The organism is Leifsonia sp. 10N434, from assembly GCF_056394405.1.
The window spans coordinates 354,975-381,340 of record NZ_JBFTHV010000003.1 but is presented as its reverse complement, the minus strand read 5'-3'; the positions used below and the strand labels follow the sequence as shown (position 1 = coordinate 381,340).

The 26,366-nt window shown below is 69.2% G+C and carries 24 protein-coding genes; 13 read left to right on the top strand and 11 right to left on the bottom strand.

What is annotated here, in order from left to right:
- Positions 1 to 40 precede the first annotated feature (40 nt).
- Genes AC1DB1_RS11070 through AC1DB1_RS11055 form a run of 4 tightly spaced genes read left to right on the top strand, consistent with a single transcriptional unit; the run spans position 41 to position 5,459 of the window.
- Complete coding sequence (locus AC1DB1_RS11070) at positions 41 to 964, top strand: ABC transporter permease (protein WP_271176243.1); 924 nt, start codon at positions 41 to 43, stop codon at positions 962 to 964.
- 10 nt (positions 965 to 974) lie between these two features.
- Complete coding sequence (locus tag AC1DB1_RS11065) at positions 975 to 2,213, top strand: ABC transporter ATP-binding protein (RefSeq protein ID WP_477200803.1); 1,239 nt, start codon at positions 975 to 977, stop codon at positions 2,211 to 2,213.
- A gap of 5 nt (positions 2,214 to 2,218) precedes the next feature.
- The gene (locus AC1DB1_RS11060) at positions 2,219 to 3,910 is read left to right on the top strand and encodes a glycosyltransferase family 2 protein (protein WP_477200802.1); all 1,692 of its coding nucleotides are present in this window, start codon (positions 2,219 to 2,221) and stop codon (positions 3,908 to 3,910) included.
- 31 nt (positions 3,911 to 3,941) lie between these two features.
- Entirely contained in the window at positions 3,942 to 5,459 is a 1,518-nt protein-coding gene (locus AC1DB1_RS11055; protein WP_477200801.1) for a DUF2142 domain-containing protein, read from the top strand.
- Here the strand turns inward: AC1DB1_RS11055 and AC1DB1_RS11050 are convergent.
- Complete coding sequence (locus tag AC1DB1_RS11050; RefSeq protein WP_477200800.1) at positions 5,435 to 6,538, bottom strand: glycosyltransferase family 4 protein; 1,104 nt, start codon at positions 6,536 to 6,538, stop codon at positions 5,435 to 5,437. The genes AC1DB1_RS11055 and AC1DB1_RS11050 overlap by 25 nt on opposite strands.
- Before the next feature lie 104 nt (positions 6,539 to 6,642).
- Here AC1DB1_RS11050 and AC1DB1_RS11045 point away from each other — a divergent pair, with 104 nt between their 5' ends.
- Complete coding sequence (locus tag AC1DB1_RS11045) at positions 6,643 to 7,932, top strand: nucleotide sugar dehydrogenase (protein WP_271176248.1); 1,290 nt, start codon at positions 6,643 to 6,645, stop codon at positions 7,930 to 7,932.
- Positions 7,933 to 7,941: 9 nt separating this feature from the next.
- Positions 7,942 to 9,522: a DUF2142 domain-containing protein gene (locus AC1DB1_RS11040; RefSeq protein WP_477200799.1), complete on the top strand. Its 1,581-nt coding sequence runs from the start codon at positions 7,942 to 7,944 to the stop codon at positions 9,520 to 9,522.
- On the opposite strand, the gene AC1DB1_RS11035 is transcribed toward AC1DB1_RS11040, so the two are convergent.
- Together AC1DB1_RS11035 and AC1DB1_RS11030 are read right to left on the bottom strand one after the other, a co-directional pair.
- Positions 9,455 to 10,414 (bottom strand): glycosyltransferase family 2 protein, encoded by a 960-nt coding sequence (locus AC1DB1_RS11035; RefSeq protein WP_477200798.1) that lies wholly within the window; start codon positions 10,412 to 10,414, stop codon positions 9,455 to 9,457. The genes AC1DB1_RS11040 and AC1DB1_RS11035 overlap by 68 nt on opposite strands.
- A gap of 1 nt (position 10,415) precedes the next feature.
- A complete protein-coding gene (locus AC1DB1_RS11030) occupies positions 10,416 to 10,868 on the bottom strand; it encodes a GtrA family protein (protein WP_271176251.1) in 453 nt (150 codons plus the stop codon).
- A gap of 72 nt (positions 10,869 to 10,940) precedes the next feature.
- Here AC1DB1_RS11030 and wecB point away from each other — a divergent pair, with 72 nt between their 5' ends.
- On the top strand, positions 10,941 to 12,005 hold the full coding sequence (gene wecB / locus AC1DB1_RS11025) for a non-hydrolyzing UDP-N-acetylglucosamine 2-epimerase (protein ID WP_477200797.1): 1,065 nt from the start codon (positions 10,941 to 10,943) through the stop codon (positions 12,003 to 12,005).
- Between the two features lie 30 nt (positions 12,006 to 12,035).
- On the opposite strand, the gene AC1DB1_RS11020 is transcribed toward wecB, so the two are convergent.
- The 4 genes from AC1DB1_RS11020 to AC1DB1_RS11005 are packed head-to-tail and all read right to left on the bottom strand — an operon-like array spanning position 12,036 to position 15,899.
- Positions 12,036 to 13,205: a glycosyltransferase family 4 protein gene (locus tag AC1DB1_RS11020; protein ID WP_477200796.1), complete on the bottom strand. Its 1,170-nt coding sequence runs from the start codon at positions 13,203 to 13,205 to the stop codon at positions 12,036 to 12,038.
- Positions 13,206 to 13,213: 8 nt separating this feature from the next.
- Positions 13,214 to 14,215 (bottom strand): Gfo/Idh/MocA family oxidoreductase, encoded by a 1,002-nt coding sequence (locus AC1DB1_RS11015; RefSeq protein WP_477200795.1) that lies wholly within the window; start codon positions 14,213 to 14,215, stop codon positions 13,214 to 13,216.
- Positions 14,215 to 15,312, bottom strand: a complete 1,098-nt coding sequence (locus tag AC1DB1_RS11010; RefSeq protein ID WP_271176255.1) for a DegT/DnrJ/EryC1/StrS family aminotransferase — start codon at positions 15,310 to 15,312, stop codon at positions 14,215 to 14,217. The genes AC1DB1_RS11015 and AC1DB1_RS11010 overlap by 1 nt, the downstream gene beginning before the upstream one ends.
- Complete coding sequence (locus tag AC1DB1_RS11005; RefSeq protein WP_271176256.1) at positions 15,312 to 15,899, bottom strand: acyltransferase; 588 nt, start codon at positions 15,897 to 15,899, stop codon at positions 15,312 to 15,314. The genes AC1DB1_RS11010 and AC1DB1_RS11005 overlap by 1 nt, the downstream gene beginning before the upstream one ends.
- A gap of 222 nt (positions 15,900 to 16,121) precedes the next feature.
- Here AC1DB1_RS11005 and AC1DB1_RS11000 point away from each other — a divergent pair, with 222 nt between their 5' ends.
- From AC1DB1_RS11000 to AC1DB1_RS10985, 4 genes are read left to right on the top strand one after another with little or no spacing between them, the layout of a single operon-like run.
- Positions 16,122 to 16,769: a glycosyltransferase family 2 protein gene (locus tag AC1DB1_RS11000; protein ID WP_271176257.1), complete on the top strand. Its 648-nt coding sequence runs from the start codon at positions 16,122 to 16,124 to the stop codon at positions 16,767 to 16,769.
- A gap of 8 nt (positions 16,770 to 16,777) precedes the next feature.
- Positions 16,778 to 17,272, top strand: a complete 495-nt coding sequence (locus AC1DB1_RS10995) for a DUF2304 family protein (RefSeq protein WP_477200794.1) — start codon at positions 16,778 to 16,780, stop codon at positions 17,270 to 17,272.
- A gap of 10 nt (positions 17,273 to 17,282) precedes the next feature.
- A complete protein-coding gene (gene galE / locus AC1DB1_RS10990; RefSeq protein WP_477200793.1) occupies positions 17,283 to 18,260 on the top strand; it encodes a UDP-glucose 4-epimerase GalE in 978 nt (325 codons plus the stop codon).
- The gene (locus AC1DB1_RS10985; RefSeq protein WP_477200792.1) at positions 18,257 to 19,234 is read left to right on the top strand and encodes a glycosyltransferase family 2 protein; all 978 of its coding nucleotides are present in this window, start codon (positions 18,257 to 18,259) and stop codon (positions 19,232 to 19,234) included. The genes galE (AC1DB1_RS10990) and AC1DB1_RS10985 overlap by 4 nt, the downstream gene beginning before the upstream one ends.
- Here AC1DB1_RS10985 and AC1DB1_RS10980 read toward each other — a convergent pair.
- From AC1DB1_RS10980 to manA, 4 genes are read right to left on the bottom strand one after another with little or no spacing between them, the layout of a single operon-like run.
- Positions 19,231 to 20,526, bottom strand: coding sequence for an O-antigen ligase family protein (locus tag AC1DB1_RS10980; protein ID WP_271176261.1), 1,296 nt, complete (start codon positions 20,524 to 20,526; stop codon positions 19,231 to 19,233). The two genes, AC1DB1_RS10985 and AC1DB1_RS10980, sit on opposite strands and share 4 nt — an antisense overlap.
- Before the next feature lie 9 nt (positions 20,527 to 20,535).
- Positions 20,536 to 21,852, bottom strand: coding sequence for an O-antigen ligase family protein (locus AC1DB1_RS10975; protein WP_477200791.1), 1,317 nt, complete (start codon positions 21,850 to 21,852; stop codon positions 20,536 to 20,538).
- On the bottom strand, positions 21,849 to 22,628 hold the full coding sequence (locus tag AC1DB1_RS10970; RefSeq protein WP_477200790.1) for a glycoside hydrolase family 16 protein: 780 nt from the start codon (positions 22,626 to 22,628) through the stop codon (positions 21,849 to 21,851). Before AC1DB1_RS10970 ends, AC1DB1_RS10975 begins: the two co-directional genes overlap by 4 nt.
- A gap of 9 nt (positions 22,629 to 22,637) precedes the next feature.
- The gene (gene manA / locus AC1DB1_RS10965; protein WP_477200789.1) at positions 22,638 to 23,858 is read right to left on the bottom strand and encodes a mannose-6-phosphate isomerase, class I; all 1,221 of its coding nucleotides are present in this window, start codon (positions 23,856 to 23,858) and stop codon (positions 22,638 to 22,640) included.
- A gap of 126 nt (positions 23,859 to 23,984) precedes the next feature.
- On the opposite strand from manA, the gene AC1DB1_RS10960 reads away from it, so the two are divergent.
- Positions 23,985 to 25,163: an acyl-CoA dehydrogenase family protein gene (locus AC1DB1_RS10960; protein WP_477200788.1), complete on the top strand. Its 1,179-nt coding sequence runs from the start codon at positions 23,985 to 23,987 to the stop codon at positions 25,161 to 25,163.
- Between the two features lie 79 nt (positions 25,164 to 25,242).
- Positions 25,243 to 26,205 carry a UDP-glucose 4-epimerase GalE gene (gene galE / locus AC1DB1_RS10955; RefSeq protein ID WP_477200787.1) on the top strand — a complete coding sequence of 321 codons (963 nt, stop codon included), beginning with the start codon at positions 25,243 to 25,245 and terminating at the stop codon, positions 26,203 to 26,205.
- Positions 26,206 to 26,366 lie beyond the last annotated feature (161 nt).

Below are 26,366 nucleotides of genomic sequence, written 5' to 3'. Positions count from 1 at the left end.
AGCTTCGCTCGCAGGCGTGCGGATATGCTTACACCTGCCCATGACGACTCCACTCTCTGACAGCGAGATGCGCGAAGCGCGCTTCGCGGCCCTCGCCTCGACACCGATGGTGCAGGTCGGTCCGACGGCCGGTGCCTTCGGCAAGACCTGGGCCGCCATCCGCGACGTCTTCGCCCAGCGTGAAATGCTCGGCCTGCTGGTGCGCCGCGACCTCAAGGCCCGCTACAAAGACAGCGCGCTCGGGTTCGTCTGGTCGCTCGTGCGTCCTCTCACCCAACTCGCGATCTACTACGTGGTCATCGGGCACTTCCTGCAGGCGGCGAAGGGCACGCCCGACTTCGCGATCTACGTCTTCACCGGACTCACCGCCTTCGCGCTGTTCAGCGAGATCGTGTCGAGCGGCACCTCGTCGATCGTCGGCAACGCGGGGCTGATCAAGAAGATCTATCTACCGAGGGAGATCTTCCCGCTCGCCAGCGTCGGGTCGGCGCTGTTCAACTTCCTGATCCAGTTCGGGATCCTCGTCATCGCGACGCTGGTGTTCGGCAAGTTCCCGATCCACCCGGGCATCGTGTACCTGGTTCCGTCCTTCCTGCTCCTGGTGATCTTCGGCACGGCGTTCGGCATCCTGCTCTCGGCGCTGAACGTGTATCTGCGCGACATCCAGTACCTCGTCGAGGTCTCGATGATGATCCTCATGTGGGCATCGCCCATCGTGTACCCCTGGTCGACCGTGCAGCATGCGCTCGGCAACGGGGTGCTCCTCGACATCTACACCGACAACCCGATCACGCTCGCGGTGCTGGGGTTCCAGCGCGCCATGTGGGTGGCCGGCGACACGGTGCCTTCCCCCGACTGGCTGATGCCGCGCATCCTGATCGCCTGCGTCATCGGCCTCGTGATGCTGTTCGGCTTCCAGCGCGTCTTCGCGCGGCTGCAGGGCAACTTCGCCCAGGAACTGTGACGGAGCGGCGATGACGGACATTACGCAGACCGTGCCGGAAGGCCCCGAGATCATTGTGATCGACGACGTCTCCAAGCGCTTCGTCGTACGCAAGGACAACTCGCTCAAGGAGCGACTCGTCGCCTTCGGGCGCGGGCGCCAGCACCGAGAGGACTTCTGGGCCCTCCGCGACGTCTCCGCGCGCATCACCGCAGGCACGACCGTCGGTCTGATCGGCCACAACGGCTCGGGCAAGTCGACACTGCTGAAGGTCATCGGCGGAATTCTGGAGCCGACGAGCGGCACGGTCAGCCATCGTGGGCGGATCGCCGCGCTGCTCGAACTGGGAGCAGGCTTCCACCCCGACCTCACCGGCCGCGAGAACGTGTACCTGAACGCCTCGATCCTCGGGCTGTCGCGCGCGGAGACGGATGAGCGCTTCGACGAGATCGTCGCGTTCTCCGGCATCGCCGCCTTCATCGACACCCAGGTCAAGTTCTACTCCTCGGGAATGTATGTACGACTGGCGTTCGCCGTCGCCGTGCACACCGATCCCGACATCCTGCTCGTCGATGAGATCCTGGCGGTCGGCGATGAGGCGTTCCAGCGCAAATGCCTCGACAAGATCCGTTCGTTCCAGGAGCAGGGCCGCACCATCCTCCTGGTCACGCACTCACTGAGCCAGGTCACCGAACTCTGCGACTGGGTGATCCTGCTCGACAAGGGCAACGTGATCTTCGAGGGAGAGCCGAACAAGGGCGTCGCCCTGCTGCGCGAGAACCTCGAAGAGCGCCGCCTCGCCGAGGGCGGCGACCAGGCCGGGATCATGGGCAGGGGCAAGATCCTCGGGGCCCGCGTGCACCGCGCCGGCGGCGACGAACACGATCCGGTCGTCCCGGGCGACGACCTGGTGGTCGAGCTCGACGTCGAGCACTACGACGGTCTCGACAACTGGATGGCCGCCGTGCAGATCGACTCCACCACCGGTCAGGCCGTCTACGGCACGACCACCAAACGGCTCGGTCTGCACCTGGACCGGCTCACCTCGCCGCGGACCATCCGGTTCACGATCAAGGACGTGCGCTTCGGCACGGGCAAGTACTTCGTGAACCTGTCCCTCATGGACGATGCCGGGCGGCACATCCACGACCTCCCGCAGGTCGCCTCGTTCGACGTCCCGTACTACGAATTCGCTGTCGGCGCTGTGTTCGCCGAGCCCGTCGCCGACGACCTCGGCGAGGTGGCGCTCACGGGCGAGCAGCGGAGCTGACCGGCATGACCCTCACGGTCGTGCTCCGTCTGACCGATGGTGACGACGACATCGTGGCGGCATCCGTGCTCCACTATCGCAGCGAGGGTGTCGACCGCGTCATCATCGTCGACGGCAGCGCGAGCGCAGCTGTGAGCACGGCGTTCGAAGCCGTCGACCCCGACGATCGTGCGGGGGCCGTTCTCACCCGTTCGTGGGACCCGGAGGGCGACGGCTGGAGACTGGACGCGCAGGGCGGCGAGTTCTGGGTCGCGACGACCACCGGGGTCCGCCTCGTCGACGCCTTCGAGCGCATCGAGCGTGGGATCGGTCGCATCGACGTGCCCGTCGCGCCCATGACCGGGCAGCGCGCTCTCTCCGGGCCGGGGTTCGCCCGCCTGACCTTTCGCGATCTGCGGCCGGGCGCCGCGATCGCCGGGGGCCGACCGGCGACGCGAACCGCTCTGCGCGCCGGCGACGAGTCCCCGGCAGAGGCGCCGGGGATCGAGGTTCTGCGGCTCGCCGACCGCTCGGTCGAACAGGTGCGGGCGCGTGACGGTCTCTCCGACACCGTGGGAGTCGCCCGGTATCTCGCGGAGCCGGGCACGGACGACGTGATCGCGGCAGCTGTGACGGCCGGGTCCCTCAGGGCCGATAATCGGCTCGCCCCGCTCGCTGCGGCCGGAATCGCCGACGTCGCGCTCACCGCCGACGCCGAGGCCGTTGCGCTGCGCGCCGGTCTCGCCGGCGCTCTCGACCGGATCGACGTGCTCGAGCCGGTCGCGGCACAGGCGTCGGCGGCGGAGGCAGAGCTGCGTCGTCTCGCCGGACGGCGGGCGGTGCGGGTCGCCGATTCGACGGTCAGGATCGCCGGGGCGGCCATCGGTCGAGCGCGTCGTGCGGCCGCCAGCGGTCGACGCACGCTCGCCGAGCGCCGTCGCGCGCGCGCGGACCAGCGCCGCGCGTCCGCGGTGCAGCGCCTCCTCACGCAGCCGCTGCGGCCTGCTGTCGTCGTCGGAGCCCCGGCAGCGGACGCCGTGCCGGTCATCATGTGCCTCTGGAACCGGCCGGCGCGTTTCGACGCCATCGTGCGCATGATCGCCGGACAGCAGCTCGATCGCCCGTTGCGGCTGATCCTGTGGAACAACGGTCCCGCTCATCAGGCGGAATACGAGCGGCGGCTCGCGGCGCTCGCGGAATCGTTCGAGGGGACCGCCCACTCCGTCGAGCTCATCCGATCGCCGGCGAACATCGGCGGCGTCGCGCGGTTCGTCGTCGCACGTCGCCTCTGGCTGGATGGGTTGCGCGGACCGTTCATCATGCTCGACGACGACCAGCTGGTCGGTCCGGACTTCGCGGCGACGATGCTGGCCGAGTACGAGCCGCGCACGATCGCGGCATGGTGGGCGTTCGGCAACCACGGCAGCCACTGGAAGCGCTCCGAACTGGAGCCGGGGGAGCCGGCCGACTACGCCGGAACCGGTGGGGCGATCGTCGACCTCGACCTCGTGGCCGACCCGTCGTTCTTCGAACTGCCTCCGCGCTTCCTGATGCTCGAAGACCAGTGGATGACGTTCGTCGCCGTCAGCCGCGGCTGGCGCGTGCGCAAGTCGGCCGTCGCCATCGACCAGGTCATGCAGGAGGAGTCGGGCAACCAGTACCACGCGCTCCGGGCGCTCAAAGACGAGTTCTACGCTTACCTGTATGCCGACCGGTAAGCGGCGCGACAGCTGCCGCTAAGCTTCTCCAGTGCTCGTTTCTCCTCCCGCTCCGCGTCGCCGTCGACGGTGGACCTACATCGCACTCGTTCCGCTCCTCACCCTTCTTGCTCTCGTAGCCTGGGCCGTCTCGTCGCCGATCGGGTCGAGCCCCGACGACGATTACCACCTCCCCAGCATCTGGTGCGGGCTCGGCGACCGCCCCGGGATCTGCGAGCAGGTCCCCGGTCATCCGGATCAGCGGGCCGTGCCCGACGCGATCGCGGACTCGAAGTGCAACGTGAAGCCGGAGATCGCGGTCTGCCAGAATCGGCAGGCACCCCCGGCGGGCACGATGACGCCGACGACGCGCGGCAACTTCCAGGGCATCTACCCGCCCGTCTACTACTCGTTCATGAGCATCTTCGTCACGCCGAACGTCGCGGCGACGGTGATCGGGCTCCGTATCCTGAACGCCGTCATCTTCGTCGGGCTGATGTCGCTGCTCTACTGGCTGCTCGCTCCATCGCGGCGACGCACCCTGATCTGGACGTGGGCCATCGGCATCGTCCCCCTCGGGATGTTCCTGGTCGCCTCCAACAACCCGAGCGCCTGGGCGGTGATCTCCGGCGGTTCGCTCTGGCTGGCGCTCCTCGGCTACTTCGAGTCGAGCGGGCGGCGGGCGATCGGCCTGGGCATCCTGTCGGCCGTCCTCGCGGTGATGGGGGCTGGTGCGCGTGCCGACGGGGCGGTCTACACCGTGCTGGCGATCGGCGTCGCGGGGGTGCTCTCGATCGATCGCAGCCGCGCCTTCTGGCTCAAAGCGATCCTCCCCGCTGCGCTCGTAGTCCTCGCCGCCTTCTTCTATCTGACCGCCGGGCAGTCGGGCGTCTCATCGAGCGGCTTCAGCAATAAAGACGAGGTCATCACGATCCCGGCACTGCTTTGGAGCAACCTACTCAACCTGCCGTCGATCTGGGCAGGCAATCTCGGTACCTGGGGTCTCGGGTGGCTGGACACCCCGATGCCCGCCGTGGTCTGGGTGACCGGCATCGCCGTCTTCGGCGCCGTGACGTTCGCCGGACTGCGCTCCGCATCGGCTCGCAAGCTGATCGCGCTGGCCGCGGTCTTCCTCACGCTGTTCGCCATCCCGATGTGGTTGCTCTACGTCAGCCGTGCGCAGGTCGGCGTGCAGGTGCAGCCGCGTTACGTGCTGCCGGTGCTGCTGATGTTCGCCGGCGTCGCGCTGCTCACCGTGCGCGGGCGCACGTTCGGGTTCGGCCGGCTGCAGGTCGCCGTCATCGCGGTCGTCGTCGCAGTGGCCAATGCGGCGGCGCTCCACGTGAACATGCGCCGCTACATCTCGGGGCTCACTGTGAACGACTGGAACCTCAACCACTACGTCGTGTGGTGGTGGAGCGTGCCGATCTCCCCGATGGTCGCCTGGCTGTTCGGCGTCGTCACCTTCGCCGCGGCGATCGCCCTCGCGCTCTGGTACATCGAGGTGCGGGGGCCCCGGTCGTCAGCGCTCAACGAGCCGGATGATCAGCCCGCGGTGACCGCCGCGTAGATCGCTCCGAACTGGTCGGCGATGCGCCGGCGGCTGAACCTCTCCCGGATGGGCTCGGCGAGGGTCGCCGACGGGACGTCGCTCAGTCCATCTACCGCGCGCAGGATCGCCGCAGTGTATCCGGCGACGGTGAGGTCGTCGGTGATCACGCCGTTGCTCTCGTCGATGTAATCCGTGAAGCCGCCCACCCGGCCGGCCACGACGGGCAGGCCGGCGGAGAGTGCTTCGGCGGCCGCCGTGAAGAAGTTCTCCTGCTCCGTCGGGAGGAAGAAGAGGTTCGCCTTCTCGAAGTACTCGAAGACGGCGTCGGGATCGACCATGCCGGTGAGGGTGAAGCGGTCGGCGATGCCGAGACGCCGCGACTCGGCCTCGACCTCCGCCTGCAGCCGGCCGCCGCCGACCCAGGTCATCGAGACGTCGGGCCGTTCCTTCGCCAGTTCGGCGACCACGTCGACGGCCATCAGCGGGTTCTTGCGAGGGACGAGATAGCCGACACCGACCATCCGGATGCCGGCGGGGTCGCGCTCGATCACCGGGCGCGGGTTCTCGACGACGCAGGGCACGACATCGACGGGACGACCGCCGGAGAGTTCGCTCAGCACGGCGCCGAGCTGGCCGGTGACGGCTGTGAGGTGACGGGGGCGACGCAGGACGCGCCGCATCCAGGCGAGCCGTTCCCAGGTGCGTGAGACGCTCGCCGGGTTGGTGACCCCGTTCCAGTGCTCGGTGTGCACCCATGCGGGCCGCGAGAACGGCAGCGCGACGGCAGCGACGAGCGCCGAGGAGAACGCCATGGTGTGCAGGATGTCGGAAGCGCGCACCGCGCGCGCGATCGCGACGAGCATCCGGGCGCTGCGCAGCGGGTGCCGCGGGCTCAGCGACCGGCGTTGCACGCGGATGCCCCCGTAGACCTCGTTCACGTCCGGTGCCGAGCTCCCGAGCCGCACGTGGATCACGGCGACGTCCGAGTCGAGCGCGATCGCCTGGGCATGGTTCAGATTGAACGGCGCCTGCGCGGGCTGCGCCTCACTGGGGAACCATGTGGTGACCACCGTGACACGGCGCTTCTTGTCTGACACCCGTCGAGGATACAAGATCGCCCTGGGTGGCCCGGTGCGGGGCGCTCGCGCGGGCCACGTAGGATTGGGGGGTTCGATTGCATCCCGTGGGAAGTGACAGATAGATGAAGATTGCGGTCATCGCGCTCGGCAAGATCGGTTTGCCCCTCGCCGTACAGTTCGCCTCGAAAGGGCACGAGGTGGTCGGCGTCGACGTCAACCCCCGCACCGTCGAGCTGGTGAACGCCGCGCAGGTCCCCTTCCCCGGTGAGACCGACCTCGACGAGAAGCTGACCGCAGCAGTCTCCGCCGGTTCGCTGCGGGCGACCACCGATTACGCGGATGCCGTTCCCGGCGCCGACGCCGTCGTGATCGTCGTCCCTCTGTTCGTCGACCTCGACGCCCGACCCGACTTCGCCTGGATGGATTCCGCCACCGAATCGGTCGCCGCCCACCTCACTCCCGGCACGCTGATCTCGTACGAGACGACCTTGCCCGTCGGCACCACGCGCGAGCGCTGGACGCCACGCCTGGAGGAGATCTCGGGACTCACCGAGGGCGTCGATTTCGACGTCGTCTTCTCGCCGGAGCGTGTGCTCTCCGGGCGCATCTTCGCCGACCTGCGCAAGTACCCCAAGCTGATCGGCGGGCTCACCGAGCGCGGCGCGGCGCGGGCGCTGGAGTTCTACGAGGCCGTGCTCGACTTCGACGAGCGGCCCGACCTGCCGCGCCCCAACGGCGTCTGGGACCTCGGGTCCGCCGAGGCGGCGGAGTTCGCCAAGCTGGCCGAGACCACGTATCGGGATGTCAACATCGGCCTGGCGAATCAGTTCGCCCGCTACGCCGAACGCACGGGCATCGACGTGTACCAGGTGATCGACGCCTCCAACTCGCAGCCGTACAGCCACATCCACCGGCCGGGCATCGCCGTCGGCGGCCACTGCATCCCGGTGTACCCGCGGCTCTACCTGTGGAACGACCCCGAGGCGACGATCGTTCGCGCCGCGCGCGAGGCCAACGCTGCCATGCCGGCGCACGCCGTCTCGATGCTCGAGGGCGCCTACGGCGAGCTGACCGGCGCCCGGGTGGTCGTGCTCGGCGCCGCCTACCGCGGAGGGGTCAAGGAGACCGCGTTCTCCGGCGTCTTCCCCACCGTCGAGGCGCTCCGTGCGCGGGGTGCCGTCCCCGTCGTCCACGACCCCCTCTACAGCGACGATGAACTGCGGGCTCTCGGCCTCGAGCCGTACACCCTCGGCGATCCGGCGGACGCGGCCGTCATCCAGACCGACCACGCCGAGTACAAGCCGCTCGGGCCGAGCGACATCCCGGGCGTGAAGGCACTGGTCGACGGCCGGAGGCTCAGTTCTGCCGATATGTGGCCCGGCGTCGTGTACCGGGTGGTCGGAGTCTCCTAAGCTCAGGCCATGCGCAGGGTGGCGAACTCGAACTGGCTGAGTGGCCTGGTCTCCTTCGCGGCCCTCTTCCTGGTGTCGGGGGCCTGGTCCATCGCCACCCCGCTCTCGGCGAGCCCAGACGAGCCGTCCCACATCATCAAGGCCGCTGCGGTCGTGCGCGGTGAACTCGTCGGCAAGCCCCTCCCGCAGTCCGGTTACACCGAGGTGCGCGTGCCGAGCGCCGAAGGCGACGCCTGGCTGTGGACGTGCTTCGCCTTCTATCCGAACAAGTCGGCATCGTGCCAGGGCACGCCTCCCGGTTCGAGCGCCATTGTCACGGCGAAGACGTCGGCCGGGCTCTACAACCCGGTGTACTACGCCCTGGTCGGCTGGCCGAGCCTGCTGTTCAGCGAGCCGCACGCGGTCGTCTTCTCCATGCGGCTGCTCACGGCGCTGCTCTGCTCGGCCCTGCTGGCGGTCGCGGTTGCCGCCCTCTTCGCATTCCGGCGGTCGGCCGTCGCCGGTGCAGCAGCGCTCGCGATCGCGACGCCGACGACCATGTTCCTGAGCGGCAGCGTCAATCCGAACGCCGTCGAGATCGCAGCGGGCGCCGCCCTGCTCGCTCTGCTGCTGCTGCTCGTACGCGGACCGGAGCTGCAGCGCCGGCGCACCGTGCTCGTGCTGATCGCCGTCACCGGCGTGCTGCTGGCCAACACACGAGCGCTGTCGCCGCTGTGGATGTTGCTGATCGTGATCATCGCCCTCGTCGCGGCCGACCCGGAGCGGCTCCGGGAGCTCTTCCGCCGGCCTGCGGTGTGGGTGACGATCGGGGTGGTCGGGATCGGTGTGATCGCGTCGGTGCTGTGGACGATGCGCGTGGGAGTGCTCTCCGGATTCGGGCACTTCCCCGGTCAGGATGTCAGCCCGTCCGGCGCCTTCATCGCGATGATCCTCGACCGCTCGTTCGACCGCGGGATGATCGGGCTCTTCGGCTGGCTCGACACCCCCGCCCCGCCGTTCGTGATCGCCTTCGGTACGCTGCTCGCGATGGGCACGGCCGTCGCGGCTCTCATCGTCGCCCGCGGCAGGCTCCTGGCCGCCGTGCTCGTCGCCGTCGCCGGCTACCTCCTCGTGCCCGCCGTGACGCAAGCGCTGTCGATCCGGCAGTCCGGCTACATCTGGCAGGGGCGGTACTCCCTCATCGCGTACGCCTGCGTCCTGGTGATCAGTGCCGTCGCGATCGCCGGGGCGGCTTCGCAGCCTGGTGAGCGGCCAGGGCCGGTGCGCGCCGGTGTCATCGTGCCCCGCCACCTCCTGCTGCGCGGGGTGATCACCCTCGGCGGACTCGCTGCGCTGGCGCAGACCTTGTCGATCGCCGGTGCGCTGCGGCGCTACGCGGTGGGAGAAGCGGGCACCTGGTCGTACTTCATCCTCGCGCCCCAGTGGCAGGCTCCCGGGTCGAACATCCTGTGGATCGCGGTCGCGCTCGCAGGCAGCGGACTCTTCGTCTGGCTGTGGGCGGCACGTGTGGCGGCCGAGACGGTCAGTCCTCGAACGCCGGATACGTCGGAGTCGACGGACTCGCCTGAATATCGAGCTGAAGCGCGCTGATCAGCATCTGCGCCCCGAAGATCAGGGGCAGTGCGGCCAGCATGACGGTCGCGGCGGTCGCCACCACGGACCCGGCGATCTGGAAGCACACCCAGATCGCGATCCCCAGACCGACGCCGAAGAGGATGAGGCCGAGGAAGAGCAGCAGCGCGACCGGTGAGAACGACCAGAGCACGTAGCGGTACCAGATCCGACGCCAGAACCCTCTGGTCAGCAGGCTGAGGAGCTCGGGGACCACCCGGGACAGCCGGATGCTCGACGCCTCGATGCCGTAGACGGCGGGGATCGGGACGTCGATGGCGGGCACCTGCAGGATGTTCAAGTGGATCAGCAGGTCGTTCTCGAAGCTGTAGCGCTTGGCCACGGCATCGAGCGGCACCCGGCGCAGCACCTCGGTGCGCACGGCCGTGTAGCCGTTCTGCGGATCGAACAGGTGCCAGTATCCGGATGCCAGCTTGGTGAGGAACGAGAGCGCGACGTTGCCGAACACCCGGTAGCCGGGCATCCCGTGGAACGACTCGGGGGCGAAGAACCGGTTGGCCTTGGCGAACCCGTAGCCCTGCTTGGTCACGGCGTCGAGCAGCTCCGGCAGGTGCTCGGGGTCCATCTGCGCGTCGCCGGCCATGACCACGTTGACATCGGAGCCGAGCTCCATCGCGGCCCGGTGGGCTGTGATGATCGCGCCGCCGACGCCCTGATTGACCTCGTGACGGATGAGCACGACCCGCTGGTCACCGACAGCGCGCACGGCGCCGGACGTGTCGTCGGGGCTGTGGTCGTCCACGATCACGATGTGGTCGACGAACGCGGGCATCGTCTCGATCACCGTGGCGATCATCCGCTCCTCGTTGTAGGCGGGCACGACCGCGGCGATGCGGGCTCCGTTGTACACGTCAGGTCCTTTCGGTGCGGGCTTCTGCCACGTCGGGATCGGACGCGAACACCCAGTATCGGTAGGCGAAGTAGTTCCACGCGGTGCTCGCAACGGTCGCGATGACCTTGCCGCCGGCCCACCCCAGCACGGTGGTGTTCACGAGCGAGACGATGAGCACCGTCGCCAGCGTGTTGAACGCGACGAGGAGCGTGTAGCGCAGGATGGCTCGGCCGTGGGGGGCGCGCGAGTCGAACGAGAAGATCCGCTGGATCGTGTAGGTGAAGGCGAAGCTCACGAGGAACGCGACACCCGAGGCGAGCCAGACCGGCCATCCGAACACATCGTGGAGCAGTGCAAGGAGCCCGAAGTCGACGAGGAAGCTCAGGCCGCCGGCGATCAGGTAGCGGACGACCGAGCTGCGCAGGAGGCGGCGGGTGAGCGTCGCCCTCTCGTCGGCGGCGAACGGTGGCACGCAGAAAGTGTATGACCACGAGGGTCATCGGCCGTCGCGGCGCGTGCACGGCCCAGCAAGTAGGCTTAAAGGATGCGCGTTCTGAGTGTCGTCGGTGCCCGTCCCCAATTCGTGAAGCTCGCCCCCATCGCCGCCGCGATGCGCGACCGGGCCGAGCACATCGTGGTGCACACGGGCCAGCACTACGACGAGATCATGTCCGACGTCTTCTTCCGCGACCTCGGCATCCCTGCGCCGGATGTGAATCTCGCGGTCGGCTCCGGCAAGCACGGCGAGCAGACGGGCGCGATGCTCGCCGGGCTCGAGCCGGTCTTCGAGAAGTACCGGCCCGACTGGGTGCTCGTCTACGGCGACACCAACTCCACGCTCGCCGCAGCGGTGGCCGCGGTGAAACTGCACCTTCCGCTCGCGCACCTCGAGGCCGGCCTCCGCTCGTTCAACCGTCGTATGCCGGAGGAGCACAACCGGGTGCTCACCGATCATGCCGCCGACCTCCTCCTCGCGCCGACGCAGGTGGCGATGGACCATATCGCAACCGAGGGTCTCGCGCACCGCAGCGTGCTGGTCGGCGACGTCATGACCGACGTGCTGTACCAGGTGCGCGATCAGGTCGAGCGCTCCGGTCTCCGGCCGGCGGGGATGGAATCCGGGCAGTACTACGTCGCCACCATCCATCGGCCCGACAACACGGACGACCCGGCGCGACTCACCGCCATCGTCGAGGCGCTGGGCGGACTCGACCGTCCGGTGCACCTGCTGGCGCACCCGCGCCTCGTCGCTGCGGCCGAGGCCGGGGGAGTCGACCTGCAGCAGGGATCGATCGTGCTGACCACTCCGCTGGCGTACCCGGACCTGATCGCCGCCGTGTCGTCGAGCGCCGGAGTCGTGACGGATTCCGGCGGCCTGCAGAAGGAGGCCTTCCTCCTCCGCGTGCCGTGCACGACGGTGCGGCCCGAGACCGAGTGGGTCGAGACGGTCGAGCTGGGCTGGAACGAGCTCGTGGGGTCCGACCTGCCGCGGCTGCGTGCCGCGGTTCAGCGTCCGCGGCCGGCAGCGACCGAGGCGACACCGTACGGCGACGGGCACGCCGCGGCGCGGGTCGTCGACGTACTCAGCGAGCGGGTGACGCGGAGCTGATCGAGCCGCGCTGATCGGGCCCGGTCGCGTTCAGCCGGCGCGGACCGCCTCGAGCACTCGCCGGGCGGCGGCCGTCCCCGCTGCGGCGATCGACGCGTGCTCGCGCGCCCATGCGGCCCGCCGCTCGCGCTGAGCCGCCGAGGAGCCGTCGGCCTGCGCCTCGGCTGCTGCGATCATGGCGTCGGCGACCGAGCGCGCGTCATGCCCGCACCGCCAGCCCAGGTCGTTGTCAGCGACGAGCGACGCGCCGGCACCCTCGCCGGCGAACACCACGGGGACACCGCACGCGGCGGCGGCGTAGGTCTTGGTCGGCTTGGCGAAGTCGTACCCAGCGCCGGGGCTGATGCTGGCGAGCGCCGCAGTCGCACTGCGGATCCAGGTGGCGGTCTGCGCGGGCGGGATCACGCCGCCGAAGAGCACCACCGTCTCGAGACCGAGCCGCGCGGCGGTGCGCTTCAGCTCCGGCTCCTCCACACCCTGACCGAAGAAGCGGATCGTCGCCTCGGGGAACACCTCGCGCACGAGGGGGAGCGCCTCGACGAACACCGTGGGGCTCTGCCACTCGGACATCGCTCCGGTGTACACGAACATCGGGTGCCCGACCTCGACCGATTCGCCCAGCGGCGTGAACGTGTCGGTGTCGACACCGTTTCCGACGACGGCGATCGACGAACGAGCCGTGCCGAACGCGGCGACCTTGTCGGCCACCTCGTCGGAGACAGCGACGACGGCTGCGGCGTTGCGGAGCACGAATCCTTCGACCGCGCGCATGATCCGGATGAGCGCGCCGGGTGCGCCCAGCGCGACCAGACCGTCCGTCCACACGTCGGCCGCATAGTAGGCGTACGGCCTCCGGCGCAGCCAGGAGGTGACCGCGACGACCAGGCCGGTGGTGGGCGGCGGCTCGGAGACGACGAGGTCGGCCGACGACACCAGGAGCCGGAAGAACAGCGGGATGTCGAAGCTGAGGTACTGCACGTAGCCGCGGACGTTTCCGCCTGCGTCTCGCAGTACCGGGAGCCGGCGCACCCGCACGCCGGCGTCGCGGGCGGGACGCCCGGAGCCCCGCGGTGGGTTCGTGGTGACGACGGTGACCGCTGCCCCCTCACCCGACAGCCCGCGTGCGAGAGCGCGCAGCCGGAAAGCCGCTGCACCGACCTCGGGCGCATAGAGGCGGGAAGCGATCAGTACCCGTCGCATGCGTGACCTCACGCCGGCAGGACGACCGTCGCCGACTGCTCGGCCGACGCGAGGACGGCCTCCGCGACGCGGACGTTCTCGAGGCCTTCGCGCATGGTGACGATGCGGGCGGGAGCGTTCTCCCGGCCGAGGATCGCATCGCGGAAGGCCTCGTGCTCGACGCGCAGCGGCTCGCGCTTGGTGAGGGCGTAGCGCAGCACGCTGCCCTCGCTCACTCCCCGGAAGGCCATGACGGACTCCCACTCGGTGCGCGCGGTGCCGTTCTCGTAGAAGGTGAGATCGCCGCTGATGGTGTCGGCGACGAACGCCCCGTACTCGCCGGTGACGACCGTGACCCGTTCCTTCATCGGCGAGAGCCAGTTCACGAGGTGGTTCGTGATCACGTTGTTGCGCAGCCGAGCGGTGAACGACACCATGTCCTCGAACTCGCGCCCGCTGCGCAGCGCCGTGTGCGCCGACACGGATGCGAACCCGCTCTGCGCGAGCCACGAGGTGAGGTCGATGTCGTGGGTCGCCAGGTCTTTCACGACGCCCACATCGGCGATGCGTGCCGGGAACGGTCCCTGCCGGCGCGTGGCGATCTGGTAGACCTCGCCGAGCTCGCCGGCCTCGATGCGCTCGCGGAGGCTGAGGAGTGCAGGATTGAAGCGCTCGATGTGCCCGACAGCACCGACCAGGCCGGCGCGCTCGAACGCCTCGACGACCCGGGTCCCCGACTCGACGTCGCCCGCGATCGGCTTCTCGACGAGTGCGTGGACGCCGGCATCGGCAAGGCGCAGTGCGACCTCTTCGTGCAGGAAGGTCGGAACGGCGACGACCGCCCCGTCGATGCCGAGATCGATGAGCTCGTCGACCGACGCCGAGATCGCGAGATCACCGGCGACGCCGTGGGGGTCGCCGTACGAGTCGGCGACGCCGGCGAGCGTGACGCCCTCGACCTCGCGGATCACGCGGGCGTGGTGGCGTCCCATCATGCCGAGGCCGATGAGGCCGATGCGCAGGTCGGCCATCAGGCGCCCGCTCCCGCCAGTGCGTTGACGGCCTCGACGATGCGGTCGAGATCGCCGGCGCTCAGCGACGGGTGCACCGGCAGCGACAGAACCTGCGCTGCGGCGTGCTCGGTCTCGGGCAGATCCTCCGGACGGTTGAACGAGGGGAGGCGGTGGTTCGGGATCGGGTAGTAGACGCCGCTGCCGATCGCGTACTCCTCGCGCAGGGCGGCGGCGAAACCGTCGCGATCCTCCGGCACACGGATCGTGTACTGGTGGTAGACGTGGGTCGCTCCCTCGGCGACCGCCGGCGTCTGCACGCCGCGCAGGTTCGCATCGAGGAAGGCGGCGTTCGCGCGCCGCTGCTCGGTCCAGCCGTCGATCTTGGTCAGCTGCACCCGGCCGATGGCGGCGTGCAGGTTGGTCATACGGGCGTTGAAGCCGACGAGCTCGTTCTCGTACTGGCGTTCCATGCCCTGGTTGCGCAGCAACCGCAGCCGGCGGGCGACCTCGTCGTCGGAGGTCGTGACCATGCCGCCCTCACCGGACGTCATGTTCTTGGTCGGGTAGAGGCTGAACATCGCGAACGTCCCGAACGAACCCACGGGCTTTCCGCCGAATGACGCACCGTGGGCCTGGGCGGCGTCTTCGAAGAGCGCGAGGCCGTGACGGGATGCGATCTCGCCGAGCGCGGTCATATCGGCGGGGTGCCCGTAAAGGTGCACGGGCATGATGCCGACGGTGTTCTCGGTGATCGCGGCCTCCACGGCGGCCGGGTCGAGCGCGTAGTGCCGGGGCTCGATGTCGGCGAACACGGGGCGCGCCCCGGTCAGCGCGACGGAGTTCGCCGTGGCGGCGAACGTGAACGACGGCACGATGACCTCGTCACCGGGGCCGACGCCGGCGGCGAGCAGACCGAGGTGCAGTCCGGCCGTCCCCGAGTTGACCGCGACGGCGTGGCGGCCGTCGACGAGGTGCGACGAGAACTCCGTCTCGAACGCGGCGACCTCTTCGCCCTGGGCGAGCATCCCGGACGCCAGCACGGCGTCGACCGCCGCGCGCTCCTCGTCGCCGATGATCGGTTTCGCTGCAGGGATGAAGGCGGGAGCCTCGGTCATCAGTCAACCTCTTTCAGTACATCGTCGTGTTCGCGGTATCGCTCGCCCGTGACGGGGCACACCCAGTCGTCGCCCTCGCGTTCGAGCGGCACTCCGGCCTTGCCGACCCAGCGGATGCGCCGGGCGGGCACGCCGGCCACCAGGGCGAAGTCGGGGACGTCGGTGGTGACGACGGCTCCGGCGGCGACGGTAGCCCACCGGCCGATGGTCACGGGGGCGATGCAGACCGCACGCGCGCCGATGGAAGCACCGTCGTGGATCGTGACGCCGACCGGCGTCCAGTCGTGCGCGCTCTTCAGCTCTCCGTCAGGGGTGACCGCACGCGGGTACGTGTCGTTGGTGAGCACGACGGCCGGCCCGATGAAGACTCCGTGGCCGAGCACGGCCGGCTCGTAGACGAGCGCGTAGTTCTGCACCTTGCAGTTGTCGCCCATCCGCACGCCCGTGCCGATGTACGCACCGCGGCCGACGATGCAGTCGGTGCCGAGCACCGCGTTCTCGCGGACCTGGGCCAGATGCCAGATCTTGGAACCATCGCCGATCGACGCGTCCGGCGAGACGTCGGCCTGAGGTGCGACAAAGACCAACGCCTTGTGTCCTCTCGGGAGTGAAGGGTGCCCGCATTACAGGGGCGATTGCGCATCGAAACTACCACGCGAACCTCCTGGGAAGCCCGGCGGACGGCCAGGGCCCAGGTTCGCGGCGGGTGCCCGAGCTAAGATGGGTGAGCGATTCGAGCTGAACAGCCCTGACCCGGGCGACGACAGAGGAGACCACCGATTACACCCGTCGAGCACCGAACGTGGCTCGTGATCCCTCTTTACAACGAAGCGCCTGTCGTGCGCGCCGTCGTGGAAGAGGCGCGTAAGACGTTCCCCAAGGTCGTCTGCGTCGACGACGGGAGCACCGATGCCTCCGTCGTCGAGGCGCGTGCCGCCGGTGCGGTCGTCGTCCGTCATCCGGTCAATCTCGGACAGGGTGCCTCCCTGCGCACCGGGCTCGACTATGCGCTCGCCGATCCGTCCGCCGACTACTTCGTGACGTTCGACGCCGACGGTCAGCACCAGGTCGCCGACGCCGTCGCGATGGTGCACATGCTCGACGAGCAGCCGCTCGACATCGTGGTCGGCTCGCGCTTCCTTGACAAACGCACCAAGGTCGCCTTCGTCAAACGCGTCGTGCTGAAGCTGGGTGTCGTCTTCGAGCGGATGAGCAGCGGGGTCCAGCTCACCGACGCGCACAACGGCCTCCGGGCATTCAATCGCCACGCTGCCGAGACGGTCGCCATCACGCAGAACCGCATGGCGCACGCGTCGGAGATCGTGTCGGAGATCGGTCGCAACCGACTGCGCTGGGCCGAGGCGCCGGTGCACGTGGTCTACACGGACTACTCGCGGTCGAAGGGCCAGTCCGTCTGGAACTCGGTCAACATCCTCAGCGATCTGTTCCTGAAGTAGGAGACACCGTGGACACGGGACAACTCACCATCAAGATCATCCTGATCATCGTTCTCGCAGCCTTTGCGATCTTTCTGATCCTGCCGGGCCGCGGGGTGCGCCATCTGGCGATCCGCCGGCTGGTCATGCTGCTCCTGGTGGCCGTCGTCGTGCTCGCCGTCATCTTCCCGTCGGCCGTGACGGCCGTCGCCCGCGTCGTCGGCGTCGGCAGAGGCACGGACCTGCTGCTCTACGGGCTGATCGTCGTCTTCGTCGGCAATTCGATCCTGCAGCAGCGCAGGCACCGCCACACTGAACGGGAGATCACCGAGCTCGCCCGGCAGCTCGCCATCCTCCAGGCGCCGCGAGCGGGAGACGCGTTCCCCGACGTGGCGGAGGGCGTCGCCGAGCCCATCGGTGCAGCTGGTCAGGCGTCTGTCCCGCCGGCGGCCGAAACAGTCGCCCCGTCCGGTTCTGAGCAAACGCGTAGTGGCTCTTCGGATACTCAGAGACCCATCTCATAGAATCGGGCCCATGCGAATCCTCGTCACCGGCGGCGCCGGCTACATCGGCGCGCACGTGGTGCGCCTGCTGCGGCGCCGCGGCGACCATGTGGTCATCGTCGACGACCTCGCGACCGGGGATGCCGGCCGGGTTCCGGATGTACGGATCGAGCAACTCGATCTCGCAGAGCCGTCGTCGGTCGCGCGCGTAGCGAGCCTGCTCGCCGACGAGAAGATCGAGGCGGTCCTGCACTTCGCAGCCCGCAAGCAGGTCTTCGAGTCGGTTCAGCGACCCGCCTGGTATTTCCAGCAGAACGTCGCCGGACTAGCCAACCTGTTGCTGGCCATGGAAGACGCTTCCGTCACCCGGCTCGTCTTCTCGTCCTCGGCGGCCGTGTACGGCAGTGCGACGGGAAACGCCATCCCCGAAGACGCCGACGCCGTGCCGGTGAACCCGTACGGCGAGACCAAACTGGTCGGCGAGCAGCTTGTGCGCGACGCCGCGACCGCGTTCGGCCTGTCCGCGGTCAGCCTGCGCTACTTCAACGTCGCCGGTACCGGATGGCCGGAGCTGGCCGACCGTGCCGTGCTCAACCTCGTCCCCATGGTCATCGAACGCATCGAGAACGGTCTGCCGCCCCTGATCTTCGGCGACGACTACGACACGGCCGACGGGACCTGTGTGCGCGACTACGTGCATGTGCTCGACCTCGCTGAGGCGCATCTGGCTGCCGTCGACCGCACGGCCGCCGACGAGCCTGGCCACACGGTGTTCAACGTCGGCACCGGCGAGGGCACGAGCGTGCGGGCGATGGTCGAGGCCATCCTCGCCGCGTCGGGTTCGCCCCTGCGTCCGGAGATCGCTCCCCGCCGCGATGGCGACGCCAGCATCGTGGTGGCATCGCCCGCGAAGATCGCACGCGAGCTCGGCTGGCGTGCCAGCCGGAGCCTCGACGAGATCGTCTCCTCGGCGTGGGACGCCCACGCCTCCCGGTCGGCTCTCGCGTGACGCGTCTCTCGGTCGCGTTGTGCACGTACAACGGCCGCCCGTACATCGCTGAGCAGTTGCTCAGCATCCTCGACCAGCGACCCGGTGCCTCTCAGCTCGTCGTCTCCGATGACGGCTCCGATGACGGCACGATGGCCGTCGTGCGCGAGACGATCGCCTCGCGCGACGATGTGCCGGAGCTCGTGGTGCTCGAGGGCGACGCTCCGAGCGGCGTCACCGCGAACTTCGAGCGCGCCATCGCCGCCGCCGATGGCGACCTGGTCGCGCTGAGCGATCAGGACGACCGCTGGCGCCCCGGACGGCTTCGCACGATCACCGAGCGCTTCGCCGCCGACCCGTCACTCACCTTCCTGCACACGGACGCCGCCCTGGTCGATGAGAACGGCGTGGCCCTCGGACGCACCCTTTTCGAGTCGCTCGAGGTCTCTCCCGCGGAGTTCCGCGCGGAGCGGAGCGGAGACGCATTCCGGGTGCTGCTGCGCCGCAACCTCGCCACCGGCGCCACAGCGGTGTTCCGTCGTGACCTGGTGGAGCGGGCGATGCCGTTCCCGCCGGAATGGGTGCACGATGAGTGGCTCGCAATCATCGCGTCGGTGACGGGTCGTGTCGACGTGCTCGAGGAGCCCACCATCGACTACCGCCTGCACGGCTCCAACCTCATCGGCGTGGCCGAGCCGACCTTCCGGTACAAGGTGTCGCGCGTCCTGCAGAACCGCGGCGATCGCAACCTGATGCTCGCCCGCCGCTTCGCCGTGCTCGCCGACCGTCTCGCCGAACTCGGCGACGCCGTGCCGGAGGGCGTGCTGGAGCACGCGAGGGCGAAGGCCGCGTTCGAGGCGGAGCGCGCGGCGCTGCCGGGGAACCGCCTCAAGCGGGTGCGCGCGGTGCTCGCCCTCTGGCGGCGTGGACTGTACGTGCAGTACGCCAGCCGCGGCACGGCGGATGTTCTGCGCGATCTGTTCCAGCCCGCTTAGACCTGCTGCGGCTCCCGGTGCGGCAGGTGCCGCCGCCAGCTCATCCCCTGCGAGGCCTTCACCGCGCAGATCACCAGCAGCAGCCATCCGGCCTCGACCAGGATGGAGCTCTCGAAGACGCTCGTGGTGAGCAGGGCCACGAGCACGAGCGGCGCCCAGGCGTACACGACGCTGCGCTTGTTCGAGGCGAGCAGCCAGGAGCGGCCGAACGCGAGGGCGAGCAGGGCGACGAACAGCAGCACGCCGATGATGCCGACCTGCAGGTAGACGTCGAGGTAGGCGTTGAGGCCGTCGGTGTGCGCTGAACCGGTGGCGGCCTGGATGGCCGTGAACGGGTAGATGTCCTGCGGCCATTGGCCGACCCATCCCCAGCCGACCGTCTGGTTGACCGGGATGAGCTCCCAGATCTGGATCCACAGCCGGTACCGCACCTGGAAGTCGGCGCGGGCGTTCAGCAGGTCGATGACGCGCGTGCGGTACACGTAGGCCAGCACGAGCGCGACGATCGTCAGCGCCGCAAGCCCCCATTGGTAGTAGCGGCGGTGTTTCGCCTGCACCTGGCGCAGCGCGAAGAGAGCGAGCGTCGCCAGGCCGACGACGAGCGACACCGCGGCGATCACGGGGGAGTGGGCGAGCAGGATGCTGAGCACGGCGAGCGTGATCGACACCGCGGCCAGCGGCGGCCGCACCGACCGGGTGCGCAGCTCGACGAGGAACGTGACGAAGGCGATGAGGGCGACGATGCTCAGCTGGTTGCGGGAGCCGAACAGCCCCTGGATCGGACCGCCGCCGGCGATGTTCCCCTGGATGCCCAGGAACCGGATCGGCAGGTCGATGATCAGCCCGCTGAACACCTCGAGCGCGAGAGATGCCGTGAGCAGGAACCGCAGCACATCGCCCACCACACGCACGATCTGGATCGCGTCGCGCACGAGGGCGATGTAGATCGCGAGGAAGGCGAAGCTCAGCTGATAGACCACGCCGGCGAGCGTCGCCCATTGGTAGCTGCTCCAGAAGAGACTGATCGCGCACCAGCCGACGAAGACGAGGATGGAGATCGGAAGCAGGCCGTGCCACTCGATCATGCGGCGCTGGGCGATGAACGAGAGGGCCGCGAGCACCACGAGCACGGCGATCGCGCCGATCAGGCCGGGCCAGCCGATGACGGCCCGGATCGCGTGGGTGGAGAACCCGACGCCGACGGCCACCAGCGAGAGCACGGAGTTGAACCGCGCAGAGCCGAGGAACTCGGTCACCGCGACGGGGACCAGGGGACGTCGGGTCGCGGCCATGCAGCAATCCTACGGTGCGGTCTGCTTCGTCTTCAGTGAGAACACGACCAGGAGCAGCCAGCCGCCCTCGATGATCAGGCGGCTCTCCGCAACGCTCTGGGCGAGGTAGGCCGCGAGTACGAGCAGCGGCAGCAGGGTCAGCGCGGAGTACGGCTTGTCATCGACGACGCCCGTGCGCGGCCGGTCGACGGCGAGGAACCAGGAGCGCTTCAGCGTGGCGAGCACCAGCAGGATGAAGACGACGAGACCGACGATGCCCAGCTGGAGCCAGACGTCGAGCCACACGTTGTGCGCCTGCAGGTACTGGACCCCGTTGCGAACGGCGAGACCGTCGAAGGGGGCGACCCACGGCGCCCAATAGCTCACCCAGCCCCAGCCGAACGCCGGGCGCTGCTGAGCCAGGCCGATCACCGAGTCCCAGATCGTGAGGCGCCCGGTGAGGTCTTCGCTCTTGCCGAGCAGGCCCGGGATGCGCGAGGCGAACACAATGGACAGCACGACGCCGACGACCAGGAGGGCCGCCGCCGTGAGGTAGACCGGCCGTCGACGGTCGGGGCCGGCCCGTCGCGTCCAGAGGGCGAACGCGAGCACCACGACGGTGAAGAGCAGGGCGACGATGACCGTCGACGAGCGGGTGAGCGCGAAGGTGAGAAGCCCGACGACGATCCAGGCGATGCCCACCGAGCGCCGCACCGTGCGATCGGCGAGCTGGATGCCGAACACGATGAGGGCGAGCAGCGCGATCATCGCCAGCAGGTTGCTGTTGCCCAGGATGCCCTGGATCTGGCCGCCGTGGAACAGCAGGTCCCTGCTCCAGTAGAACGCCGCCGGCTGCTTTCCCGGAGGATACGTAGCCCAGGGGGGCAGCACCGGCTGTCGGACGAACAGCGAGACGATCAGCTCGAAGACCAGCGAGAGCCCCAGGATCCAGCGGAACGCGTTGCCGAGGGCCCGCAGCAGCTGCGGCCAGTCGAGGCAGAGGGCGACGAACACGGCGGCGGTGGTGGTCGACCACTGGGCGAGCACGCCGAGGGCGCTCGCACCCGGGTAGAACGACCACGCGATCGACACCGTGAGCAGCAGCAGGAACAGGGCGAGCATCCGGGGCGTACGCCGCCAGTTGAAGGCGGGGCGCCGGCGCACGAGGAACACGATGCTGCCGACCAGCAGCAGGCCGTCGAGGGCGAAGTACGCGGGCCAGCTGATCAGGTTGCGCCAGAAATCACCCGCGAAGAGCGTGAAGATCACCAGGGTCGCGAACGCCACCGCGCCTCCGCCGCCCGTGGCGGTGCGGGTCGGCCGGCGGGTCGATGCTGCGGTGGTCACCTCGAAAGACTAATGGAGCGGGCCTGCGACGACCCTTCGACCCGGCGCACGGCGAGCTCGGCGACGGGTGTCACCGCATCCGGGCCGTCGCCGGGGGCGCGATCGGGGAAGTCGAAGACGCCGAGGATGAGCTGCAGCGGGTAGTCGGGCGCGATCGCGACGCTGCGGGTCGCGTCGCCGTCGACCGAGAACTCCACGCCGTCGGGGCTCCAATCGGCGGCGTAGACGTGCCAGTCGTCCACATCGACGCCCAAGTCGATCGCGTCGAAGTCCTCGCGCAGTCGCGGATCACGGAACGGGTGCACGCCGCTCCCGATGAGTCCCGTGTCGCCGAACACCTCCACGAGACAGATCTCGCCGCAGCGCTCCGGGCGGTCTTCGAGGCCGACCATCCAGGCCGAGAACATGGATCGAGCTGAGATCGTGGCGCGGCACTCCACCTCGATGCGGCCGTAGAGCGGCGCGAAACCGATCACGGTCGGCTGCTCCTCGCGCACGGTCAAGCCCTCGCGGAACGGCTGCTGGCCATCGGCGCTGCCCACCGGCCCGGATCGGTTCCCGGTCTGAACCGCGGAGACCCGCAGCGGCCCCTCGTGCAGGTCGGGGCACCACAACGGATGCGCCGGCGGAATGCTGAGCGAGAGCTCGCCCCCTGCGACGCGATACGTCGCTGCCGAGGCGGCGCGCGAACTCCAGGCCGGCAGGTAGCTCGTGGTCCACGCCGCCGGATCCAGGTCGTCGCCCTCGAAGGTCTCGACGAAGCGCGCCATCGCCATACCGGGACGCTACACGTTGGGTGCGGCCACGAAAAGCGTTCCGGAGCCGCTGATCGTCAGCGCCTCTTCGTCCGGGGTCACGAAGACCGACTCGCCGCGCGCCACGGTGATGCGCCCGTGCGCGCCGTCGATCGTCACCTCGCCGGCCGTGCAGAGTGCGATCGCGGCACCCGGCAGCGCGAGACGCACCTCGTCGACGCCGTCGCCCACAACGACGTGGTCGAGCGCGAAGTCGGGCTCCTCGGGCCGGAACACCTCGACGCCGGGCGCGGGGCGCTCCGGCTCGAGCGGGGTGGCGTCGATGGGGGAGAAGTCGAGGATGCTCACCAGTTCGGGCACATCGATGCGCTTGGGGGTCAGGCCGCCGCGCAGCACGTTGTCGCTCGCCGCCATCAGCTCGATGCCGAGGCCGCGCAGGTAGGCGTGGATGTTGCCAGCGGGCAGGTAGAGCACCTGCCCGGCCCGGAGGGTGACGCGGTTGAGCAGGAGGGCGAGCACGATTCCGGGGTCGCCCGGGAACGCCGCTGCGAGCATCCGCACCGTGTCGGCCGCCACGGCCAGGTCGTCGCCGGCCGGGTCCGCGTCGACGGATGCGGTGGTGGTGACCACCGCGTCGACCAGCTGCGCGACGGCCGGGTCGCCGCCGAGCAGCCATTCGGTGGCCGAGCGCAGAACGGCGGCGGGCTCGCCGGCGAGGGTCTCGGCAAACGCGGCGATCGCGGCACGTTCGCCGTCGGCCGCGGTGTCGGCGATGCGCGTGAACAGCCGGGCGCTGCGCTCGACATCGCGGAAGCCGCAGAGGGCGTCGAACGTGTCGCTGACGGCGAAGATCAGCTCCGGCTTGTGGGAGGCGTCTTTGTAGTTGCGGTCGGGGGAGTCGAGGGGGATTCCCGCGGCGTTCTCGCGGGCGAACCCGGCCGCGGCCTGCGCGTTCGAGGGGTGCGCCTGCAGCGAGAGCGGGCCGGCGGCGGCGAGCACCTTGAGCAGATAAGGGAGGCGATTCACGCCCTCACCCAGCGCCGAACCGGGCTCGTGGGCGATCCACGAAGCGAGGTCCGCCGCGCTGCCGGTCTGCGATGGATCGAGGATCACCGAGGGCGAGCCGGCGTGCGCTCCGAGCCACAGCTCCGCCTCCGGATGACCCGACGGAGTCGTTCCGAGCAGCCCGGCGATCGCCGTGGTGGACCCCCAGGCGTAATCGCGAGGAGTATTGCCGATGCGCACAAACATCCGTGACGGTCCCTTCCGAATCGTTAGACCAAACTACCAACCGCTTTGAGCGGCCGGTGCCACCTGCCTAGGCTGACGCTGGTCCTCTTGGACGGCATCCGCACCCCGGCACGCAATGGAGCAGACATGGCTTTCGAGACCCTCGCCAGCGACTTCTACGGCTACGAGAACCTCCTCACCGATCGCGAGAAGGCGTTCATCGCCGACCTGCGCGCCTACCTCGAGTCCGAGGTGAAGCCCGTGGTCAACGAGTACTGGGAGAAGGCCGAGTTCCCGCACCAGATCATCGAGGGCCTGCATCGCACCGGCACCATCGGGCTCGGCTTCCCCGAGACGGCCGCCTTCGAGAACTCGGCGGTGTTCCGCGGCTGGGTCGCCCTCGAGCTCGCGCGCGTCGACGCGTCGGTGAGCACCTATGTGGGCGTGCAGAACGGGCTCGCGCTGGGCGCGATCGGCGTCTGCGGGTCGGACGAGCAGCGCGCGGAGTGGCTGCCCAAGCTGGCCTCCGGTGAGGTTCTCGGCGCCTTCGGGCTGACCGAGCCGCTGTCGGGCTCCGACTCGGCGCAGGGTCTGCGTACCATCGCGACCCGCGACGGCGACAACTGGGTGCTGAACGGGTCGAAGCGCTGGATCGGCAACGCGACGTTCAGCGACATCACCGTGATCTGGGCGAAGAGTGCAGAAGACGGTCAGGTGAAGGGCTTCATCGTGCCCACGTCGACGCCGGGCTACACCGCGACCAAGATCGAGGGCAAGCAGTCGCTCCGCATGGTGCAGAACGCCGACATCACACTCGAGAACGTGGTCGTGCCCGAGTCGCTGCGCCTGCAGAACGCCAATACGTTCAAGGACACCGCGGCGGTGCTGCGCCTCACCCGCGCCGAGGTCGCCTGGGCGGCCGTCGGTGTCGCCGTCGGCGCCTACGAGGCCGCCGTGAAGTACTCCAAGGAGCGGGTGCAGTTCGGCAAGCCGATCGGCTCCCACCAGCTCATCCAGGACCTGCTCGTGAAGTCGCTCGGCAACATCACCGCGTCGATCGGACTCTGCACGCGCGTGTCGGAGATGCTGGACCGCGGAGAGCAGCGCGACGAGCACTCGGCACTGGCGAAGGCCTTCACGACGGCGCGGATGCGCGAGACCGTCGCCTGGTGCCGCGAGATCCTCGGCGGGAACGGCATCGTCATCGACTACGACGTCGCCCGCTTCTTCGCCGATGCCGAGGCCCTGTACTCGTACGAAGGCACCCGCGAGATGAACACTCTCATCGTCGGACGCTCGATCACCGGTCTGGCCGCCTTCGTCTGACCCCACCCACCCGACGCGTCACGTCGTCGCGATAGGGTCGGTTGGGCCGGCAGGGTGCCGGCGCGAGGAGGTGCGTCGCGTGGCGTGGTTGGTGACCGGAGGGGCCGGATACATCGGTTCGCACATCGTTCGGGCGTTCCTGGCCGAGGGGATCGAGGTCGTCGTCGTCGACGACCTGTCGAGCGGCCATGAGGAGTTCGTGCCGGCGGGCGTCCCGTTCTACCGGGGGACCATCCTCGACGGCCCGCTGCTCGAGCGCGTCTTCACCGAGAACGCCGTGAGCGGCGTCGTGCACGTGGCCGGCTTCAAGTACGCCGGTGTATCGGTGCAGCGCCCCCTGCACACGTACGAGCAGAACGTGACCGGCACCGCGGTGCTGCTGGCCGCGATGCAGGATGCCGGCGTCGACGCGATCGTGTTCTCGTCGTCCGCGGCGGTGTACGGAACGCCGGATGTCGACCTCGTCACCGAGGAGACGCCCAAGAACCCGCAGTCGCCGTACGGCGAGTCCAAGCTGATCGGCGAATGGCTGCTGCGCGACCAGGGCGTCGCGGCCGCGCTCCGTCACACGTCGTTGCGCTACTTCAACGTCGTCGGTTCCGGCGACCCCGCCCTGCGCGACACGAGCCCCCACAACCTGTTCCCGCTGGTCTTCGACGCGCTCGTCGACGGCCGCGTCCCGCGCGTTAACGGCGACGACTATCCGACGCCCGACGGCACCTGCGTGCGCGACTACATCCACGTCGCCGATCTGGCCGTCTCGCATGTCGCTGCGGCCAAGCGCCTCGACGCCCGCGAGCGGATCGAGCCCGTCTACAACCTCGGCAGCGGAGACGGCGTCTCCGTCGGCGAGATCATGGCGACGGTGGCCGAGGTGACCGGGATCGCGTTCACCCCAGAAGTGGGGCCGCGGCGACCGGGAGATCCTGCCAGGATCGTGGCATCGGGCGAGCTCGCGGCACGCGATCTCGACTGGCGGATGAGGCACTCACTCGATGAAATGGTCCGCAGCGCCTGGGAAGCACGGCAGGCAGCCTCCTGAAAGCGGGTCGCGCGGGGGTAGAACGCCCGGGCGTGTCGCGATTGTTGTGCGCCATCGGCGCGTCGTGAACTCTCGACTCCTGCTTAAGGCTTTACGATTCGCGACTTGACGTGAGCGAATGACAACGGTGTAATTATCACAACACGTTGCCTTACGTGCAT

Coding starts and splice junctions, on each gene's coding strand:
- wecB (WP_477200797.1), top strand. CDS start 10,941: ATGCGCGTTCTGAGTGTCGTCGGTGCCCGTCCCCAATTCGTGAAGCTC.
- AC1DB1_RS11070 (WP_271176243.1), top strand. CDS start 41: ATGACGACTCCACTCTCTGACAGCGAGATGCGCGAAGCGCGCTTCGCG.
- AC1DB1_RS11020 (WP_477200796.1), bottom strand. CDS start 13,205: ATGCGACGGGTACTGATCGCTTCCCGCCTCTATGCGCCCGAGGTCGGT.
- AC1DB1_RS11040 (WP_477200799.1), top strand. CDS start 7,942: ATGCGCAGGGTGGCGAACTCGAACTGGCTGAGTGGCCTGGTCTCCTTC.
- AC1DB1_RS10980 (WP_271176261.1), bottom strand. CDS start 20,526: ATGGCCGCGACCCGACGTCCCCTGGTCCCCGTCGCGGTGACCGAGTTC.
- AC1DB1_RS11010 (WP_271176255.1), bottom strand. CDS start 15,312: ATGACCGAGGCTCCCGCCTTCATCCCTGCAGCGAAACCGATCATCGGC.
- AC1DB1_RS10960 (WP_477200788.1), top strand. CDS start 23,985: ATGGCTTTCGAGACCCTCGCCAGCGACTTCTACGGCTACGAGAACCTC.
- AC1DB1_RS11060 (WP_477200802.1), top strand. CDS start 2,219: ATGACCCTCACGGTCGTGCTCCGTCTGACCGATGGTGACGACGACATC.
- AC1DB1_RS11045 (WP_271176248.1), top strand. CDS start 6,643: ATGAAGATTGCGGTCATCGCGCTCGGCAAGATCGGTTTGCCCCTCGCC.
- AC1DB1_RS11065 (WP_477200803.1), top strand. CDS start 975: ATGACGGACATTACGCAGACCGTGCCGGAAGGCCCCGAGATCATTGTG.
- AC1DB1_RS10970 (WP_477200790.1), bottom strand. CDS start 22,628: ATGGCGATGGCGCGCTTCGTCGAGACCTTCGAGGGCGACGACCTGGAT.
- galE (WP_477200793.1), top strand. CDS start 17,283: ATGCGAATCCTCGTCACCGGCGGCGCCGGCTACATCGGCGCGCACGTG.
- AC1DB1_RS11015 (WP_477200795.1), bottom strand. CDS start 14,215: ATGGCCGACCTGCGCATCGGCCTCATCGGCCTCGGCATGATGGGACGC.
- manA (WP_477200789.1), bottom strand. CDS start 23,858: ATGTTTGTGCGCATCGGCAATACTCCTCGCGATTACGCCTGGGGGTCC.